Origin of the sequence: Bacteroides cellulosilyticus DSM 14838, assembly GCF_000158035.1 — a bacterium.
GTDB lineage: Bacteria > Bacteroidota > Bacteroidia > Bacteroidales > Bacteroidaceae > Bacteroides > Bacteroides cellulosilyticus.
Genome location: NZ_EQ973489.1, coordinates 287,601 through 306,411, shown reverse-complemented (window position 1 = coordinate 306,411; position 18,811 = coordinate 287,601). Strand labels below are relative to the sequence as shown.

10 protein-coding genes are annotated in these 18,811 nt (G+C 46.3%); 2 read left to right on the top strand and 8 right to left on the bottom strand.

All coding sequences use genetic code 11. From position 1 onward, the window contains the following. Positions 1–317: helix-turn-helix domain-containing protein (locus BACCELL_RS03915; protein WP_007210257.1), on the top strand; the 317-nt coding region annotated here is incomplete at its 5' end. Here BACCELL_RS03915 and BACCELL_RS03910 read toward each other — a convergent pair. The 3 genes from BACCELL_RS03910 to BACCELL_RS03900 are packed head-to-tail and all read right to left on the bottom strand — an operon-like array spanning position 314 to position 5,806. Next, the gene (locus BACCELL_RS03910; protein WP_007210256.1) at positions 314–1,630 is read right to left on the bottom strand and encodes a TolC family protein; all 1,317 of its coding nucleotides are present in this window, start codon (positions 1,628–1,630) and stop codon (positions 314–316) included. The genes BACCELL_RS03915 and BACCELL_RS03910 overlap by 4 nt on opposite strands. Next, a complete protein-coding gene (locus BACCELL_RS03905) occupies positions 1,623–4,730 on the bottom strand; it encodes an efflux RND transporter permease subunit (RefSeq protein ID WP_007210255.1) in 3,108 nt (1,035 codons plus the stop codon). The genes BACCELL_RS03910 and BACCELL_RS03905 overlap by 8 nt, the downstream gene beginning before the upstream one ends. 53 nt (positions 4,731–4,783) lie before the next feature. Continuing rightward, positions 4,784–5,806, bottom strand: a complete 1,023-nt coding sequence (locus BACCELL_RS03900; protein WP_044153279.1) for an efflux RND transporter periplasmic adaptor subunit — start codon at positions 5,804–5,806, stop codon at positions 4,784–4,786. 202 nt (positions 5,807–6,008) lie between these two features. On the opposite strand from BACCELL_RS03900, the gene BACCELL_RS03895 reads away from it, so the two are divergent. Next, positions 6,009–6,890, top strand: a complete 882-nt coding sequence (locus tag BACCELL_RS03895) for a helix-turn-helix domain-containing protein (RefSeq protein WP_007210253.1) — start codon at positions 6,009–6,011, stop codon at positions 6,888–6,890. Positions 6,891–7,086: 196 nt separating this feature from the next. Here BACCELL_RS03895 and BACCELL_RS03890 read toward each other — a convergent pair whose 3' ends face one another. From BACCELL_RS03890 to BACCELL_RS03870, 5 genes are all read right to left on the bottom strand, one after another. Next, the gene (locus tag BACCELL_RS03890) at positions 7,087–8,070 is read right to left on the bottom strand and encodes a glycoside hydrolase family 43 protein (RefSeq protein ID WP_007210252.1); all 984 of its coding nucleotides are present in this window, start codon (positions 8,068–8,070) and stop codon (positions 7,087–7,089) included. 75 nt (positions 8,071–8,145) lie between these two features. After that, the gene (lacZ, locus tag BACCELL_RS03885; RefSeq protein WP_007210251.1) at positions 8,146–11,241 is read right to left on the bottom strand and encodes a beta-galactosidase, LacZ type; all 3,096 of its coding nucleotides are present in this window, start codon (positions 11,239–11,241) and stop codon (positions 8,146–8,148) included. Positions 11,242–11,375: 134 nt separating this feature from the next. Further along, complete coding sequence (locus BACCELL_RS03880) at positions 11,376–13,307, bottom strand: alpha-L-arabinofuranosidase C-terminal domain-containing protein (protein ID WP_007210250.1); 1,932 nt, start codon at positions 13,305–13,307, stop codon at positions 11,376–11,378. 9 nt (positions 13,308–13,316) lie between these two features. Continuing rightward, positions 13,317–15,842 carry an alpha-L-arabinofuranosidase C-terminal domain-containing protein gene (locus tag BACCELL_RS03875; protein ID WP_007210249.1) on the bottom strand — a complete coding sequence of 842 codons (2,526 nt, stop codon included), beginning with the start codon at positions 15,840–15,842 and terminating at the stop codon, positions 13,317–13,319. Between the two features lie 16 nt (positions 15,843–15,858). Beyond that, positions 15,859–18,786 carry a glycoside hydrolase family 97 protein gene (locus BACCELL_RS03870; RefSeq protein WP_044153278.1) on the bottom strand — a complete coding sequence of 976 codons (2,928 nt, stop codon included), beginning with the start codon at positions 18,784–18,786 and terminating at the stop codon, positions 15,859–15,861. Positions 18,787–18,811 lie beyond the last annotated feature (25 nt).

Below are 18,811 nucleotides of genomic sequence, written 5' to 3'. Positions count from 1 at the left end.
CCAAATTCACCACCATCGTAGAGGAGAATATAGACATGGAAAAGATGGACATGTCCTTCATGATGGAGAAAATGAACATGAGCCATTCCACACTCTACCGGAAGATCAAGAGCCTGACCGGAATGTCAGGCAATGAACTCATCCGGAAAATCAGACTGAAAAACAGTTTGAGGTTACTGATGGAAGAAGGGCATAATATTTCAGAAGCAGCCTATGCAAGCGGCTTCAATGACCTTGGATATTTCCGCTCCTGCTTCAGGGAGGAATATGGAATGGCACCATCGGAATATATCAGGTTACGGAAATCGCAAGACTAACGCCCCGTAGCCTGCAAATATTCGCACTTCTTCACCTCATACCGGGCATAAGACTCCACATAGCGGTCCTTACTTTGCTGGAAAAGCGTCTGGGCATCCAGTAAGTCATTCATCGTACAGGTTCCGGCCTTGTAGTAGTCCGTATTCAGGCGAAGATTCTCCGTGGCCTGTTCAATGGATCGCATGGATATTTGCATCTGTTTATAAGCATCCGTCAGGTCGTTCCAATTCTGTTGCATACGGAGGATAAGCAGTTCGCTCTGGTCCGTAAGCTGATTCTCGGCATTGCGTACCTGGAGTTCCTGTTTCCGCACGTCATACGAGCCGCCCCACCAACCGGATAAAGGAATTGAAACTGTGGCAAAACCCATCCAGAAAGGGTGGTCTTTATCCATCAGATTGTCGTACATATATCCACCGCCAATGGCAACGGTAGGCAGATATTTGCCAACGGTTATGCGGCGTTGCAGCTTATTGGCTTTAAGGTTTTGCTGCAACAAGTGATATTCATTGGTCAGAACCAGGGAGGACTCAGGATTCCTGTAAAGTCCCTGCGGATGTTCCGGCAAGACTTCGCCAGCGACAGGAGGAACATCCACAATTCCGGAATCTTCTCCTATATACTGTGCCAGCACTTGTTGTGAAAGCGTCAACGCATTCTCAATCTGGCTGCGACTGCTCTCTATCTCGTTCTGCCGCAACTGTACTTGGAGCAGGTCATTGCGCGTTGTCACTCCGGCATTTACCGAAGCTTCGACATCTTTCAGCAGATTAGCCAACTGTGCCTCGACCACAGTAATGGTCTGCAACTTCTCTTTCAACATCACAACCTGCCAGTAATAGTTCTCAGTAGTAAGTTTCACTTCATTTTCCGATTGGTTATATTGCAACCGGTTAACCTGAATGTTTACCTTCGCCAACTTATTACCGTTTACAATCTGCCCTCCCGTGAAAAGCGGCATTGAGGCCGATACGCCCCCTACCACTCCTTTCTTCATAAGTGACATTTGCATTCCAGGTCCCATGTCCAACTGAAGTAATCCTTTGTCAGCCATAAATCCCGTACCTGTCGCACTCAAAGAAGGGAAATACTTGGTGAATGCTTCCTGACTGCCTTGTTTGGCTATTTCCAGATTATTGCCGGCATTCTTTATCCGCACATTGTTTTCAAGAGCCCGTTGCAGGCATTCGTCCAGAGTATACACACGCTGGGCAGAAACCGGAACCAACTGTGTGAAACCTACTAACCAAAGAAATATATATCGATTCAATCTCTGTTTCATAATGCTGTATCTATTGATTGTTTTACTCATTTTCCATTTTCTCCATAGCTATGCGCTTACGTGTAGAGCCACTGAACATGAACCAGTAGCAGACCGGAAGCACTGTAAGCAAAAATACCATTGTGATGAGTGTGCCGTAACAGATAACGGTTCCCATTGGCATCCACAGTCCGCTGCCTCCCAGTATCATCGGGATGACACCCATGGATGCAGCTGCCGAAGTAAGGAAGATGGGACGCATACGACGACGGGCCGAATGATAAATGGCATCGCGCACACCCAACTTTTCCGTTTTCCGTAATTCTTCAGCGTAGTCTATCATGATAATACCGTTACGCACAATGATACCCATCAGGCTAACAACGCCCAGAATACTGGTTACGCCGAAGTCCACGCCCTGCACAAGTACTCCTACAGCCGTTCCAAACACGCAAAGGGCCATACAGGCAAAGATGAGCAAGGCAATATTGACATTGCGGAAATGGATCAGCAAGATAAAGTAGATAATAGCGGCAGCAATCAGCAATCCGGCCAGAATGGGAGGCAGTTTCTCTTCACTATCTTCCAGGTCACCACCATAAGTCAGGGTTACATCAGGAGAAAATGAAAGATTCGCTACTGCTTTCTGTACTTTGCCGGTTACGTCCATACCATTCTCACCGCGCTGAAGGTCTGCCATGACAGTAATCGTATAAATGCCGTTGCGACGTACAATCTGACCGTTCTCCCATGCCGGAACCACATCGGCCACTTGCCGCAAAGGTACATTCGCCAGTCCTCCGGCAACAGGTATGAGTTCGTCTTCCAAATCACAACTGCTGGCCGAATCCGTCTGGAAGTTCTTCAACTTGACAGAAATATCGTAATCACCTTCCCAAACGGTTGTTACGGGGATACCACTGCCGTAACGCATGGCAAGGGTGGTTTCCAGCATTACATTACTGATGCCCAACCGGGTGGCTTCATCCTCTTTCAGTACGACGCGGGTAGTGGCAAGCGGATCATTAAAGTTAGTGCTTACCAATACCAATTCGGGCATGGAGCTCAACAGTGCCGTCACCTTGTCGGCTTCACGACGTAATGTGTCGATATTCTCACCGCTGAGGCGTACTTCAACAGGGTACGTCGCTTCGTTATAGCTCAGTTGCTTAAAGCGTACCAAGGCTTCCGGGAAGTAATCGGTATACTTAGGTGCATATTCATTCAGTAGGTCTTCCGTCGCTTGGTTGCTTACCGTATTGACAATGAATTGTGCAAAATTAGTCCCGGCTATCTGCGGAGCGTAGGCTGTCTGAAAACGTGGAGAAGCACAACCCACAAAGGATGCCACAGACACTACACGCGAATCATTGCGCAGGATATGTTCCAGACTGTCGGCTATTTGCCCGGTCTTCTCTACAGCGGTTCCCGTAGGCAGGGAAATTTCCACAGCAAACTGGTTGCGTTCTGCTATCGGCATCAATCTTTGCGGCAGTTTACCCATCAGGACGATGCCTATGATAATAGAAAGAAGGCCTAAAGCCATCGTCATACGGGGCCAGGTGAAACAGAGATCCAGTAATTTATTATAGTATTTCTGCAAAGCATCGAGGAAGGAAAACTTCTTTTTTCCATTCTTATTTGTTGCACTCTCCATCGGTTTGCGAATGAAATAGAACTGCATGAACGGCACTAACAATGCAGCCACCAACAAGGATACTCCCAACACGATGCTGATGGCCCAAGGGAAACTAACCAGAAAATCCTGTATCTGTCCTGTTGTTGTGATAAGGAAGGGGAAAAAGGTGATGCTGATGGCACACGTCGCCGAGAATATCGATTTAAAGAAATGCGTGGCACTCTGTATCGAAGCATGCCAGCGCGACACACCTTCACCCAACTTTTCCAGATAGCTATCGATAATGACGATTGAGTTATCCACAATCATCCCCAAGGTTACAATAAGAGCCGCCAAAGTCACGGTATTCAGTTCGATATCAAAGGCATGAAACAATCCCAATGATATGAATATTGTAATAGGTATAGTGGAAGCGGCTACCAGTGCCACACGCATAGGCAACAGGAGCATCACCACTATAATCACCGCTATAATGGCAACCAACAGTTCGTGCAGGAAGTTATCCACACTATCTCCTACTACCTGGCTCTGATCGGTGATACAAAAAAGGTTGACATCCGACGGTAATGACGGTTGAAACTCTGCAATCGTCCGGTTTATCTCCTCTCCCATTTGAACGATGTTCTTGCCCTTCTTCATCTCTATACTTAGCAAAAGGCATTTTTTACCATTGTTAGTGATATAGCTGTCGGGGGCAGGATATTCTTTTACCACACGGGCCACGTCCTTCAGGCGAATGTTATTTCCCATCGGATCAGTATAAACGATTTGTTCCTGCACATCGCGCACCGTATTCAATGACTTAGCCACATAGACAGGCTGAACATATACAGGATTCTTCACCCGACCGCCCGAAGTAGTGAAACCTTTCGTAAAAAGGGTAACGGCGAGTGTCTGTTCAGTCAGCCCGTATTGCGAAAGTTTATGGGTATTCAGATATATGGAGATCTGTTCCTTTTGCATTCCGCTTACCGTCATACGCCCGATGCTGTTGATACGGCGCAGGCGGTCTTGCAGGGCGTCCATATAGTCGTCCAGTTCACGATAGGTCTTGTCCACACTTTCCATAGTGATGAGCAAGGCGGAAGTATCGCCAAAATCATCCATTACCTGTACAGCCAGTACATTCTTGGGCAATTGCTCCTTGAAAGTGAAAACACCGTGCTTGAACTTGCTCCAGAATTCATCTTTGTTATTCAGCTCGTCATTGAGTTGTACCTGAATATAAATAATGCCATCGCGGCTCATGGAGAAAGTCTTATCTTTCTTCACTTCTTTATAGCTGAAAATATAATTTTCCAAGGGTTTGGCTACCTGTTCCACCATTTCCTCTGCCGTGTTGCCCGGAGCTACTGCCACTACAATACCCTGACGGATTGTGAAGTCAGGAAATTCATTCTTGCGCATATTCGGCAAACTGTAAATTCCAAAAGCAACAAGGCAACACACAACGAGAATTATAATCTGGCGATAGTGCATCGCCCATTCTACTGCGTTACGTTTCTTATTCATTATCTTATATTTTGTCGGTGATGTGACTAATATTTTGATTGTTCCTCATTTAGTTATAAAACCACGGATGTATTCTCACATACCTTCTGCTGTCCTTCCACAATGATTTCCTCACTCTCCTCCAAACCGGACAGCACAACGACTCCTTCACTTGTAAATCCTCCGCATTGGATCATGCGTTTACTGGCTTTTCCTCCGGCATTCACCCAGACGAAGGAACGGTTCTGCTCGTCCAGTTGGACAATGTGGGCAGGAATAACATGAAGTGTTCCCATCCCCGTACCGGACAAGACCGCTTCCACCACCATACCCGGCATCAACTCTTTATCAGCATCATCCACCCGTATCTTGACATCGTATGAGCGTGAAAGCGGATTGGCTACAATTCCTTTCTCTGTTACTGTTCCCGCGAAGACACGCCCGTTCAAGGCAGAGACGGTAATCGTTGCTTTTTGTCCCGTGGCAATGGCGGCAATCTCTGTCTCCGGAACGGCAATCTTCACTTTCAGCTGATTGGCTGTCACTAATTTGACCACCGGTAAGCCCGGCATTATATTCTGCCCTACCTCTGCCATCTTTTCCGATATGATTCCACTGAAGGGCGCATAGAGTTTGCAATCATCCAGGTTCTTACGCGCCACTTCTTCCATTGACTTTGCCTGTTGCAACTTACTCTGCACTTCCACCCACTTTATTTCGGGAAGGCTTCCTTTATCATACAATTCCTTCATTCTCCGATAGGCATCTTCCGCTTGTGCCAGTGAAGCTTTGGCAGCATCATAGCTGCTCTGCATGGAAAGCGGATCGACCGTAGCAATAAGTTGGCCTTTCGCTACCCGGTCACCCAAACCCACATGTACCGTTTTTACCGTTCCCATAATCGAAAAGCTAAGCGAAGTGCTGTTCGCTTCTTCCACCGTACCGGAAAAACGTTCCGTTCCATCTATCTCAGAAGAAGAAACTCGTAAAACTTTCACCTTTACCGGAGTCATAGTAGTCTGTTTGTCTCCATTATTCTGGCAACTCGTCAGGCCAAATAATAGCAATAGCACCGTTACATTACAAAGTTGTCTCATACTTTTTTCCATTTTTAGTTCATTATTTCCGGTGCAAAGGAAAATGATTTATCGAAAGGGCTTAATTTCCATATTACCACAGAAGTGTTCTATTTTTCAAAACAAATATCAAATAAGCTAAATAGGACACTATTCTGGAAATATCTATCATCTACATCTACCGGATATTCTGTTTATTTGCAACCAAAAAGAAATATAGTGTATGGAGGCAAAACTGAGATCAGGATGTTTGGATGATGTCTTGGTAAAAAAGATATCTGTATATAATGACAGCCGCATAGCTATCATTGATGAATTGCAAAGTTTAAATATAGAACAGGCTGTAAAAGTTGAGGCATACATCATCTTGTTGTGCGTAAAAGGAAAAGGTTCGCTCTATATCAATGGAGAATCGCGAATGATACACGTGAACGATCTGTTCATTTGCCATCCTAATATCATATTGGAAAATAGTATGATAAGTATTGATTTTGAATGCCGTTGCATCTGTCTGTCATCGGAGTACATGAAGCAATTACTTCTCATAGCGGGCGAAAGCTGGGACTTGAAAATGTTCATTGAGAAAATCCCCATTCTTTCACTGAATGCAGAAGAGGCAGAGTTGTTTTGCCAATACTATTCCCTGTTGCGTTCTAAAATGCTGGGCACTCCATGCAAACATCAAAAGGAACTGATCGACTCTCTGATCCAAGCATTTCTTTATGAGTTTCATGATGCACTGGAACGCTTCATCAAGCTGAAACCGCCAACATTCACCTCGGGCGAAAACTTATTTAAGGAGTTCATCAGTCTCTTGTCTTCATCATACCCCAAAGAACGCATGATTGGATTCTACGCTAACCAACTGTATGTTACTCCTAAGTATTTATCGGCAGTCTGCAAAGAAGTCAGTGGACAGACGGCTTCCGAACTCATCACTCAATACATGGTGAAAGATATTTTGTATCTGTTGAGAAACTCTCAGAAGAGTATTAAAGAAATAGCCAATGAACTGAATTTCCCTAATCTGTCTTTTTTTGGAAAGTACGTAAAACAGCATTTGGGTATGTCGCCTAAACAGTATAGGGAATCTTCCTATGGTTAATATAAAAGGGCAATCTTCTTGATTCGAAGATTGCCCTCTCTTATAAATACTACCTACTGAAAACTGTGACTTAAAAAACTACCCTTTGTTTATTAATACCAATCTTATGTTAATCTATAACCTATTGTCGATGTTGCAAAGATAGGGTGAAATTTCTATTCAGTAGTAGCACAATTGTTTCATAAAAGGTGATAAATCAGTCAATTTTCAGTTTATCCCCCGATAAATCGACTTTAAACAGGTGCGGAATACGAATATATCGCCCGTTCACGTCTTTATGACTATGAACCGACATCATCCACTCACCATCCAAAGTACGGAACAACATTCCATGTCCGAAGTTAGGCGGAGTGATCGGTTCTTTCTCTTGTATCCAGGGGCCATCCAAAGTTCCGCTTTCGGAATAGGCAACGCCTTGTGTATAGTCCTGGAATACCCAGCTTGTCCATATCATGCCTAACCGGCCCGTACCTGTGCGGAAAAGCCATGGTCCGTCGGTTACACGGTTGGGTAATACTTTGTCCTCCATCTTCTCACGGCTCCAAGGAGAGTCACTGGCACGGAAAAGAATCTTTCCTTTGCCGATGGAACCGCTTAAATCGGGCTTTAATTCGATCTTTTCCATCGTACCGTTCCAGTTTTGCAGCCATTCGTGGCAATAGATCATATAAGGTTTGCCGTCACTGTCCACCCAGAATGTGCCATCAAGGGTAGGCATATTCTCGGGCAGGTAAGTGGGGTCTTTCATAGGTTTATAAGGGCCATCCGGTTTATCACTGACCAGGATGTGACTGGCACGACGGGGGATGACGTTTCCTTTTACGGTATCAATCTTGATGGCGTTATTCGTAAAAGTGGCGAAATAGTAATATTTTCCATTGTATTCATGCAATTCGGCTGCCCAAATTTCGGGTTTAGGACCCATCCAGGAGTCAGGATCAGTTTCAGCTACACGATAAGGGCCTTCCCAACGGGCAAGGTCTTTGCTTTTCCAGAGGAGGCCGCCAGTACCGGTCATGTAATAAGTGGAGGTTTCCTTATCGGCCAGTATGCAAGGGTCACTTAGGTGGATGGAATCAAGAGGGATGTTGGTACGGAAACGGTTTGGGACTTTCTGCTGGGCAGATACAAGGACAGAACACAAGGAGAATAAAAGGAGTAATAGTTCTCTTTTCTTCATGCTATAATAATAATGAGTATAATAAAGAGTATCTCAATTCCCCTCCTCCTGGGAGGAGAATTGAGATAGATTTACTTATTCAATTTCTATACCGTGTTGTACCGGAGTAAGAATGAACGTAAATTCATAGTCACCATAAGGCAACTGATATTGCGGCAACGGCCATGCACCCCAACTGTTCACACATCCTAAGCCCATCTGAGCCTTGTCGATGCAGAGATTTGTCAGGTTAGCTTCTTTCACTTCAGGAGAGTGATTCTGGGCTTTCTCCCAACCATCGTCCAAAGACTCGATAGTATAGTGCAGGGCTGATGCAGAGAACGGAGCATCAGCTACAATCTGCAAACCGCGTCCGGCATCGTTCAGTTGCTTCCACCAGCGGATATCGGTCTTCGTACCTGTTTCCTGCGGACGGATATAAGAATAGAATTGTTCATCTACACTCTGGCGATACAATCCCAGATCTGTACAATGATTGCGGTCACTGTAGTTCTCTACCGGGCCACGGCCATAGTATTCTACAGTTTCAAAAGTCTTGGGCATCTGCATCTGCATACCGAAACGGAACATATGAGATACTTTAGCCTGCGGATCGCCAGTCATCTTCTGAGTCACCTTTACAGCACCCTTGTTATTGATTACATAAGTAAGATCCAGTTTGGCAGAAACATTCTTCATTTCGTATTCTGCACGTACCACTGTCTGATTGTCTACTGTTTCCCATTTGAAGGAAGTCAGCTTCAGACCCGGGTTCTTCCAGGCAGCGAATTTCTGTTGCAAACCTGCACCAAAATCATTGTCTGTAGGTGCACGCCAGAAGTTAGGTGCCAGTTCGGCATCTTCGTTCATCAATTCCGTGCCTGCTACGTTGTAGCGATTCAGGTAACCGGTATGTTTGTTGAATTCCAAACGGAAGTTATCACCGTTGATAATCAGATAACGCCAATCGTTTTCCTGAATTTGAGGAGCAACGGTGGGGATATTCACAACTTCCACATTCTTCAAGTCCATGGCAGGAGCCTTGTAGGGGTTCAGTACAAGTTGGTCTTTGGCTACGGCATATCCGGCAGGGAGTAAGCCTTCGCGGTTCTTCAGGCGATAAGTTACATTCAGCAACCATTCTTTACATTCGCAGGTTTTGCCGATGTTCAATTTCACTTTGGCAGTCTGCTGCGGAGCTACGTTGAGGTCTTCTACACGACCGGTACGAATTACTTTACCGTTAGCAAGTAATTGCCAATCCAGATAGTAAGCGGAAAGGTCACGGAAGAAGTTTTCGTTGTACACGTTCACTTCGCCGTTCTTCAGGTCAGCGGGAGTTGTCCAGATGTTCTGGTAATAGTAACCCACTTCGTACATGTGCGGATTGGGAACACGGTCGGGACTGATCAGACCATTATCACAGAAGTTCTTGTCGGAACCGTCGTAACGGTTGAAGTCGCCGCCATAAGCGTAGATAGTTACACCGTCTTTACCTTTCCAACGAACGGACTGGTCTACGAAGTCCCAGATAAAACCGCCTTGCAGGTTGGGGTATTTACGGATCAAATCCCAATATTCTTTGAAACCACCCTGTGAGTTACCCATAGCGTGGGCATATTCGCACTGGATAAGAGGCTTCTTGGCATCTGTACGTTGGCCATATTTTTCCATGTGCTTGTAATCAGCATACATGGGGCAGTCGATGTCGGTAAATTCGTTTCCGTGTGCCTGTTCGTATTGTACGGCACGGCTGGAGTCTTCATTCTTAATCCAACGGTAGCAAGCTTCAAAATTAGGTCCGAAGCCGGCTTCGTTACCCAATGACCAGAAAATGATGCTGGGATGGTTGAAGCCGCGTTGTACATTGCGCTGGTTGCGTTCCATATGAGCCTTGGCATAGTCGGTACGCTTGGCAAGGGTCTTGTCGCCATAACCCATACCGTGTGATTCGATATTAGCCTCAGCCACTACATACAAACCGTATTGGTCGCAAAGATCATACCACAGATTATCATCAGGATAGTGACAGGTACGCACAGCGTTGATATTGAATTTCTTCATGACCTGGATATCCTGGATCATGCGTTCGGGAGATACGACATAACCACCATCCGGATCAATTTCATGACGGTCGGCACCTTTGAAGAGAACGGCCTGGCCGTTTACTAATATCTGGTCACCTTTCAATTCGATCTTACGGAAGCCTACCTTTACGGGGATTACTTCGTTGCTGCCTTGCAAAGTGGCACGCAGTGTATAGAGGTAAGGAGTTTCAGCTGTCCATTTATGCGGATTTTCTACATTCATCAAAATAGTGCCGCTACCTTTGGCTGTTTCCGTAGCTACTGCTTTGCCGGCAGCATCAAGTAATTCCAGGTTCACATTACCGCTGCCTTTCAGGTCGAGCATCACACGCAGGGAACCATTTTTGTATGCCTCGTCCAGATCCGGAGTGATACGGATGTCCTGGATACGTTTCTTGTTGCGGGCATAGAGGTAGCAATCACGTCCCACACCACTGTAACGGAAGAAGTCCTGGTCTTCCAGGTAGGTTCCATCACACCAGCGGAATACCTGAAAAGCGATGAGATTCGTTTGTCCGGGCTTCAAATAAGGAGTCAGGTCGAATTCGGCTTCGAGCTTGCTATCTTCGCTATAGCCTACATAACGGCCGTTTACCCAGAGATACATGTTGGAGGTTACAGAACCGAAATGAGCGATAATGTCTTTCCCTTTCCAGTCGGCAGGAACAATGATTTCACGACGATAAGAACCTACATGATTGTTCTCTGTAGGAACTTCAGGAGGGTTGTTCTGGAACTGATTACGCCAGGCATAACCAGTGTTTACATAAATGGGGTCGCCGTAACCGTTCAATTCCCACACTGCGGGAACTTGCAGATTATTCCAACCACGGTCATTGAAACCTACTTTCCAGAAGTCGGTAGGACGCTGGTCGGCATTGCGTACCCAAAAGAATTTCCAGGTACCGTTCAAAGTCATGTAATTAGTAGATTGGGCTTTCTTGCCTTGCATGGCGGCATCTGCCGATTCATAAGCAAAATAATTAGTGTGCATGGGAGCACGGTTCACGGCATTGATTTCCGGATCAAGCCACTCTTTAAAGGACTGTGCATTTGCAGTCAGAGCCAGGGCTGCAAAGAGTCCGGTAATAAGATGTTTCTTCATGGATATAAAATTATTATGTTTGTAGCGGTACGAAGAATATTTTCTGCATACCGCTACAAAGATAGGATGAATGAACTTTTTTTAGGGTGAATAATAGTTCAAAAAAGGGGGAATAGAGTTCAAAGAGCTACAAGCTACTGTAATCTATACACTCCAAACGAACGTGGTTCAAGTTTCAGTTTCAGAGATTGCCCTTCTACCTGCACCGGACGTACACGAGGAACAATCGCTTCCTGGTCCAGCGTATTTACAGTGCGCCAATTGTCGTTCTGTAAGTAAGTGCAGGAACCGGCAACCAACTGACGTTTCTTCAAACCATTAAAATCGATCTGAACATCGGCAGGCTTACTGCTTGCATTCACCAGTTTCAGAATGATTTCTCCGGTAGGTGCATTCAGTGCAGCTGTTGCATAGAGGCTGTCCTGCCCTGCTACTGCTTTGCCATCCATCTTCAGGCTGAGCACATCAGTACCGGCATTCATGCCGTACATCTGCTGAACGTAATAGTTCGGTGTGCGCATCATGCGCAAGTTATCGAACCAGATCAAGTCCGGATTCCACTGCCAAGCGTCTACGTGAGCAAACAACGGCGCATAAGTAGCCAGATGGACAACATCCGCATTCCGTTCCAATCCCGTCATAAAGGCAGCTTCGGAAAGGGCGGCGAGGAAGTTGTTATCCTTCTTCGTGGAATGATCGTGTGAAGCATATTCTCCGGCAAAAACCTTCGGACCTTTACGGTCGTAATTGTCATAGCGTGACGCATTGCCAAAGAACCAATCAGGATTCATGTAGTAGTGTTCGTCCACCAGGTCTACACCGATACGCTTCATTTCGGGCCAGAGATAATCGAATTTATCACCGCTGGCACTCGGGCCGGAGCTACCTACAACCTTCACATTAGGGTATTTCGCACGGATGGCTTTTGTGAAAGCTTCGAGGCGTTCTACATAAACCTTGTCCCACTGTTCATTACCGATACCGATCATCTTCAAATTGAAGGGTTCGGGATGTCCCATATCGGCACGCACCTTTCCCCACTTGGAAGTAACAGGGCCGTTGGCAAATTCAATCAGGTCGAGTGCATCCTGTATGTACGGATCGAGTTCATCCATCGGAACCACTTCATTGCTTTCGTACTGACAGGAGAGTCCGCAGCTGATTACCGGAAGAGGTTCTGCACCGAGGTCTTCGCTCAACAGGAAGTATTCGAAGTAGCCAAGTCCCAAAGTCTGGAAATAGTCAGGGAAGGCTTTATGTTTGAAGGTGTAGTTCCAGCGGTTTTCATTCAGAGGGCGGTTTTCAACAGGACCTACGGAATTCTTCCACTGGTAACGGGTTTCAAGACTGTTACCCTCGATGATACAACCACCGGGGAAACGGAATACGCCCGGGTTAAGGTCATAAAGGGCTTGTGCGAGGTCGGCACGCAGGCCATTCTCACGTCCTTTCCAAGTATTCACAGGGAACAGGGAGATATGATCCATATCCACCGTACCCTGCGTTTCGAGAACGATACGCAGGCGGGCATGAGCGTCTGTGAAAGGAGATTTCAGCACCGCCGTCAGCTTTTGCCAGCTATTGCCGCTGACTTCGATTTCTTTCTTCAACAGATTCTGTGCATTGGAGTTGACGAGCTCGATGGAGAGCTTCATCGGCTTCGCATCCGGTGTGCGGGCATAAACGGAGAAACGGTATTCTTCGCCTTGCTTCACACCGATACCGCGATAACCTTCATTATCCAGTCCGGCACGCAGCAAGCGGCCGTCATTCACTACGCGCACATAATGAGGATTGCGGTCAAAACAAGGATTTGCATCCTGAACGGTTACATTACCGAAAGGTACCCAACCCACGAAAGGTTGTGGAAATTCAAACGAGCGGTTTTTTACCAGTTCAGCATACAGACCGCCATCGGCACCGAAGTTGATATCTTCGAAAAAGATGCCATACATTTCAGGTTGTATCTTTGCCGTCGGTTTAGAAACGTCGACGGTCATCACATGTTGTTGTGCCTGCATGCTCAAAGCAAGAGACAAAGCAAAAAGGGCAGTTAACTTTCTCATTATTATATCTTATTTTTTCTTTTCAATATTCTGATGGATACGTATCACTGTAAACGAATAAGCAGGCATTGAGTAAGAAAAGTCATTTCCTTCTACCTTGAAATCAGAAGAAGCGGGTTTAGCTCCTCTGTCTTTCGGATCACCTGTCAATATCGTTTTTGTAGCCGAAGGATTTACCAAAGTAGCTCCGTCCAACTTCACCTGGGAAGAAACTTCCACCGGCAGCATATTCACTAACTTCACGATATAATCTCCGGTATTAACGTCTTTCACGACTGATACTCCGACACGTTTCTTCACGGCATCCCAGCCATTATTCAGTTTTACCGTAGAAGACAGGTATTCGGTACCAGCGTTCTGACCATACATCTGTTGAGTATAGTAGCCTACTGTGGGTCTTACTTCCGTATTATTGAAATAGATCAAGTCCGGATTCCATTGTGTATGACCATCTTTAGCCAACAATGGAGCATAGGAAGTCATTTCTACCACGTCACCGTTACGTTCTACGGCAGTCAGATAGAGAGCTTCGGCAAGCGCAGTTTCTACATTATTGGGGCGTCCCGGCAAGTGGGCGGCGTATTCGCCCAAGTAAACTTTCGCTTTGCTACGGTCGTAATGATCGTAATATTCCTGGTTGTGGATCATCCAACCCGGTTCTACATAGTAATGCTCGTCTACCATCGGTACACCCAATTCGGTAGCAAGATCCCAACCTACTTCATAATCCGTACCTTCGTAGAACGGACCAGTAGTACCAATCACGGTAACTTCAGGATGTTTTGCTTTTACGGCATCGAATATCATCTTAAAGCGTTCCACGAAGACAGGTGTAATCATGTCCTCATTACCGATACCGATAAACTTCAGATTGAACGGTTTCGGATGTCCGGCTTCCGCGCGCTTCTTGCCCCACACGGTTTTGCGGGCATCTCCGTTGGCATATTCTATCAGGTCGAGAACATCTTGGATGTATTGATCCATTTCTTCTATCGGCACGCCACCCTGCTGTCCCATGCAAGTCAGTTCACCCTTGGAATGGTGAGCGCAGGTACCAGAGTTCTGACAAGGTACACCGGCTGCAAGCACAGGTACGGGCTCCGCACCCATATCTTCACAGAACAAGAAGTATTCGTGGTATCCCAGACCGCGTGTCTGATGGTATCCCCAAAGGTTACGGAGTGGCTTGCGGGCTTCCAACGGACCGATAGAGCCTTTCCAATCATAAATATTATCTATTCCATCGCCATGAGCCACACAACCACCGGGGAAACGTACGAAACGGGGATGCAGGTCGGCAAGCGTTTGTGCCAGATCGGCACGAAGTCCGTTCTTACGACCTTTAAAGGTCTTTTGTGGGAAGAGAGAAATCATATCCAGCGCATACTTGCTGACAGCCTGGGGAACAATGGACAGAGATGCAGCCGCCGCATCGCTTGTGGCTGTCAGGACTGCTTTCTGTTGTTTCCAATCTTTAGATGTTACATTTACGGCAGTTTGTCCTATAATTGTTCCATCTTTATCAACTAAGTTCACAAGTACCTTACCCCCTTTACCCTCAAGTACTTTACCAAAGAGTGAGAAGTCATATTTCTCGCCTTTCTTCAAGGCTATGCCATCGAAACCAGCATTCATCAATGCAGTTTGTTCAGCTGCATTCACATCGAAGACGGCATAATGGGGATTATTAGGATGAATAGGATTCTCTGTTGCAATGCTCAATGTAGCATCACTGCCCTGAACACTCCAGGAATGAGTACTATTCCAGTTCTGATCGTTACCACGGTCGGTCGGGGTATATTCAAAGTCGCGATTCTGAATCAGTTCGGCATACAAGCCGCCGTCAGCTCCATAGTTAATATCCTCAAAGAAAATACCAATCAGATGCTTGCTGATTTCTTTCGCCTGACCTGCATTCACCTGGATAGTAGCCTCTACAGGCTTGAGGTTGGCAAAACGTACAGGGTCTTGCTCAGTACGTTCGGCATTCAGTGACTGGCGGTATTTCTTATGTTCGGCATAGCGGATGATCTGCTGCACGGTAGTATAGGGAACTTCCTGCACCCAGCCTTCTTCTTCCGAACCATTCACCAACACCTTCTTCTGAGTGGTGGGGTACACATCTTTGGGTTCATACTTGCTACGTTCTTCGGGAGAGAAATAACTCTGTGCTTCCCACTTCTGCAAGTCGGGAGAGGTTACATAGGCAAGTGCCTGACCAGTATTCGTAGCTTCCCAGATGCAATGCCATTTGCCATCGGCACGGGTTTGCATCAAATGGGGCTTGAACATAGTCTTTGCCCGTCCCCACGGACCGAAGTCGGAATTCACATAGGCAAATCCATCGGCCACGCTAAACCACTTCTCTCCGTTGGGACTCCAGGCAAACTTCAGGCCGCTGCGTCCGTCACGGTTCGAATAGGAAAAGAGGTACACCTGATTCGGTTCATTCGTCACGCCCTCCACCTTTGCCTGCACAGGGAAGACAAAAGACAGAAGTAAACATACACTTAAAAATCTAATCAATCTGTTCATGGTATTATTTATCGGGTTATTTGTTTTTCCAATACTTTCTCAGCTTCTCAGCCTCTTTCTTAGTGATGTGGATTACTGCTCCATGTTTCGGTGAAGAAAAGTTAGTCGCCTTCATCACGCCCTCGTTGAAACGTCCCAAATCTTTGAAGTTCACAAAGTCAGTGGTTTCACTGAAACCGAAATTATGAGGATTGATACCATAGATGTCATACATTACCACCCATTTGTCTTCGCCAATGCGCTTCCACATGTTAGGAGCTTCGCAGGCTTTCGGTTCCGGGTCTACCCATTCCGGCAGATAAGTATATCCACGGTTGATATATTTCGAAACAGCTTGTTTGATACCCGGTGTTCCGTCGTGAGCTACGTAAAACATGTGATACTTATCACCTACTTTCGTGATATCAGCATCGATAGCTGATTTGGTAGCATCAGGATATTGGAACAATAAGCGGGGTTCTGTTTCCAGACCGTCGAAGTCTTCGTTTACATAAGCATAGTACAGCATATTCCGTGCATTGCCCATACGCATGGTGAAGTAGATCATTATTCTGCCTGCATGTTCATCGTAGACCAGTTCAGGTGCCCAGGCACAACCGATCTCATCATATCCGGGGAAAGTCTTGTCAATACGAACCACATGGTGTGTCCAGTTTACAAGGTCTTTTGATTTCATCAGGACAAAACCACGGTTGTTACCCCAGCCGTATTTGGCTCCGTCACGCTCCCACTCGGTGTTGCGCAGACCTTTCTGTTGGGCAAAGATATGCAGGTCGGTCATGGCAATGTAGAAAGTACCATCCGGTGCACGATAGATATGCGGGTCACGGATGCCTTTCTGTTCGGCAATCGTATCACCGGCGATAATGGGCTGACCGTTATTTACATCCGTAAATGTATATCCGTCATCGCTGACTGCAAAATATAAACTATGTGTATCGTCTTTGAAATAGGTAAACAGATAGGCTCCCATTTCCTTCTCATTCGTTTTCCAGTCCTGAACCAGTACGGCGCCACCTTGCGGTTGGAGGGCCAATTGAAGTTTGCCGTCAGCTTTCAGTTTCAGAGTTTGCAACTGGGGTTGCAGTTCTTTATCATCATTATAGAATGAGAGAGTCTCTCCTGCAAGCATAGGTAATTCGAGTTTCAACTTCAGTACTTCCTTTGTACCGTTAACGGCAGCCACATACCATTGCTTGCCGTGACGACGTGCAACAACTGCATATTTTCCGGGATAACCATCAATAAAACGTGTTTCATCCCACGTAGTAGGCACTTGTTTCATAAAGTCCAAGCAAACTTGCGGGGCATCTGTCAGGTTATTGGGTGCCAAAGCATAATTCTGAATAGGATTCTGGAACAACACAGCCGTTGACAACTGGAATACATCCGTCGTGCGACGGGTAGTTCCGCCATTGTTTCCACGGTTCAAACGCTTGTTCAGGAAAGTACCACCAAATTCCATACAGCCTACCGAATTACGGATAAAAGGATGCAGACAGGCATTGAAAGCCTCTTCGTCACAGTAGTGCTGGTTAAAAATCAGATTCTCGGAAGCCAGTACCGCTTCGCTGCCTACATAGTTGGGATACATCCTCTCCCATCCGCGAGGCACTGTACAGCCGTGGAAGATTACCATCAGACCATGATCGTCAGCATCACTCAGAATACCTTCGTACAAACGCATGGTTTCCTGTTTGTCTCCACCGAAAAAGTCGACTTTGATACCTTTCACACCCTGCTCCTGAAGCCATTTCATTTCACGCTTGCGGATAATCGGATCATCCATCATGTTGACGGGCCCTTGCTCGATATCATTCCAGTAGCCGCTTGAACTGTACCACAAGAATACATCCACTCCTTTACCTTGTGCATAGTCGATGAGTGATTCCATACGCTTATGGCCGATCTTCGTATCCCACCAGTTATCAATCAATACATATTCATAGCCCATTGCAGCAGCCAGATCAACATAACGCACCTGGTCATCATAATTGATACTGCCGTCCTGCCAGAGTATCCAGCTCCAGGTACCACGTCCCATCTGATAATCATGTTCCGTCTCATACAACGGTTCCACAACATCCCAGATAACAGTGGTTTCTACAATAGGTTTCAATGTTTCACCTACCGTAATCGTACGCCAAGGGGTAGAACCCGGCAAAGCGAAAGCGGGGGCAACTGTTCCGTTACCATTATTCTCTTCAGCCATCGGGAAAGCTACCGTATACAGATTTCCTTCTGTTACATCGCTCAGGCGTGAACCGCAATAGCGGCTGTCTACTCCCGTCTCACTGACAAGTACCCAGCCATTATCTCCTACGCGGAACAGGCAGGGGAAAGTATATCCGTGGCCGTATTGTGAACGGACATCCATCGGGGCATCTGCCTTATATTCTTCTTCATAACTCGGTTTTGTCCGCTTCCAGCCTATCATGGCGTCACTTTGCGGACACATGAAGGTAGTAGTCTGTTCAGGAAAACGGAAGCCGGTTGCCTCACTGTTCACAACAAGGCTTCCCCGTTCGCCCTGGCGGGGCAACGTATAGCGGAAAGCAACGTCATTATTGCTCACACGAAAGATTACGTCCATCTTCTGCCCTTTTGCATTGGCAAAAGCACATACCAATTCATTGGCCTGATAGTGTATCTTGGAAGCTTTGATACGCGATTGCGTGTAAACGGTATCAATTTTCCTTTCCTTATGCCCGGTCAGTTTCATTGCTTTCGCGAAATCTCCCACATTGGTCTCCAGACCCAACGGAGATGATTCCAACATCTGTTTTCCGTTATAGGTGAGAGAATACGATGCTTCCTTCCCTTCCGGGCACGAAACTGTTAGTTGTAATTTACCGTCAGGTCCGCTGACGGTTACATTCTGTGCTGTCAGCGGCAAGGCTACCGCCATACATAAAAAAGCTAATCCCTTCAGTTTGTTTCTCATGATCAAATAATGTTTCTCTGGTATT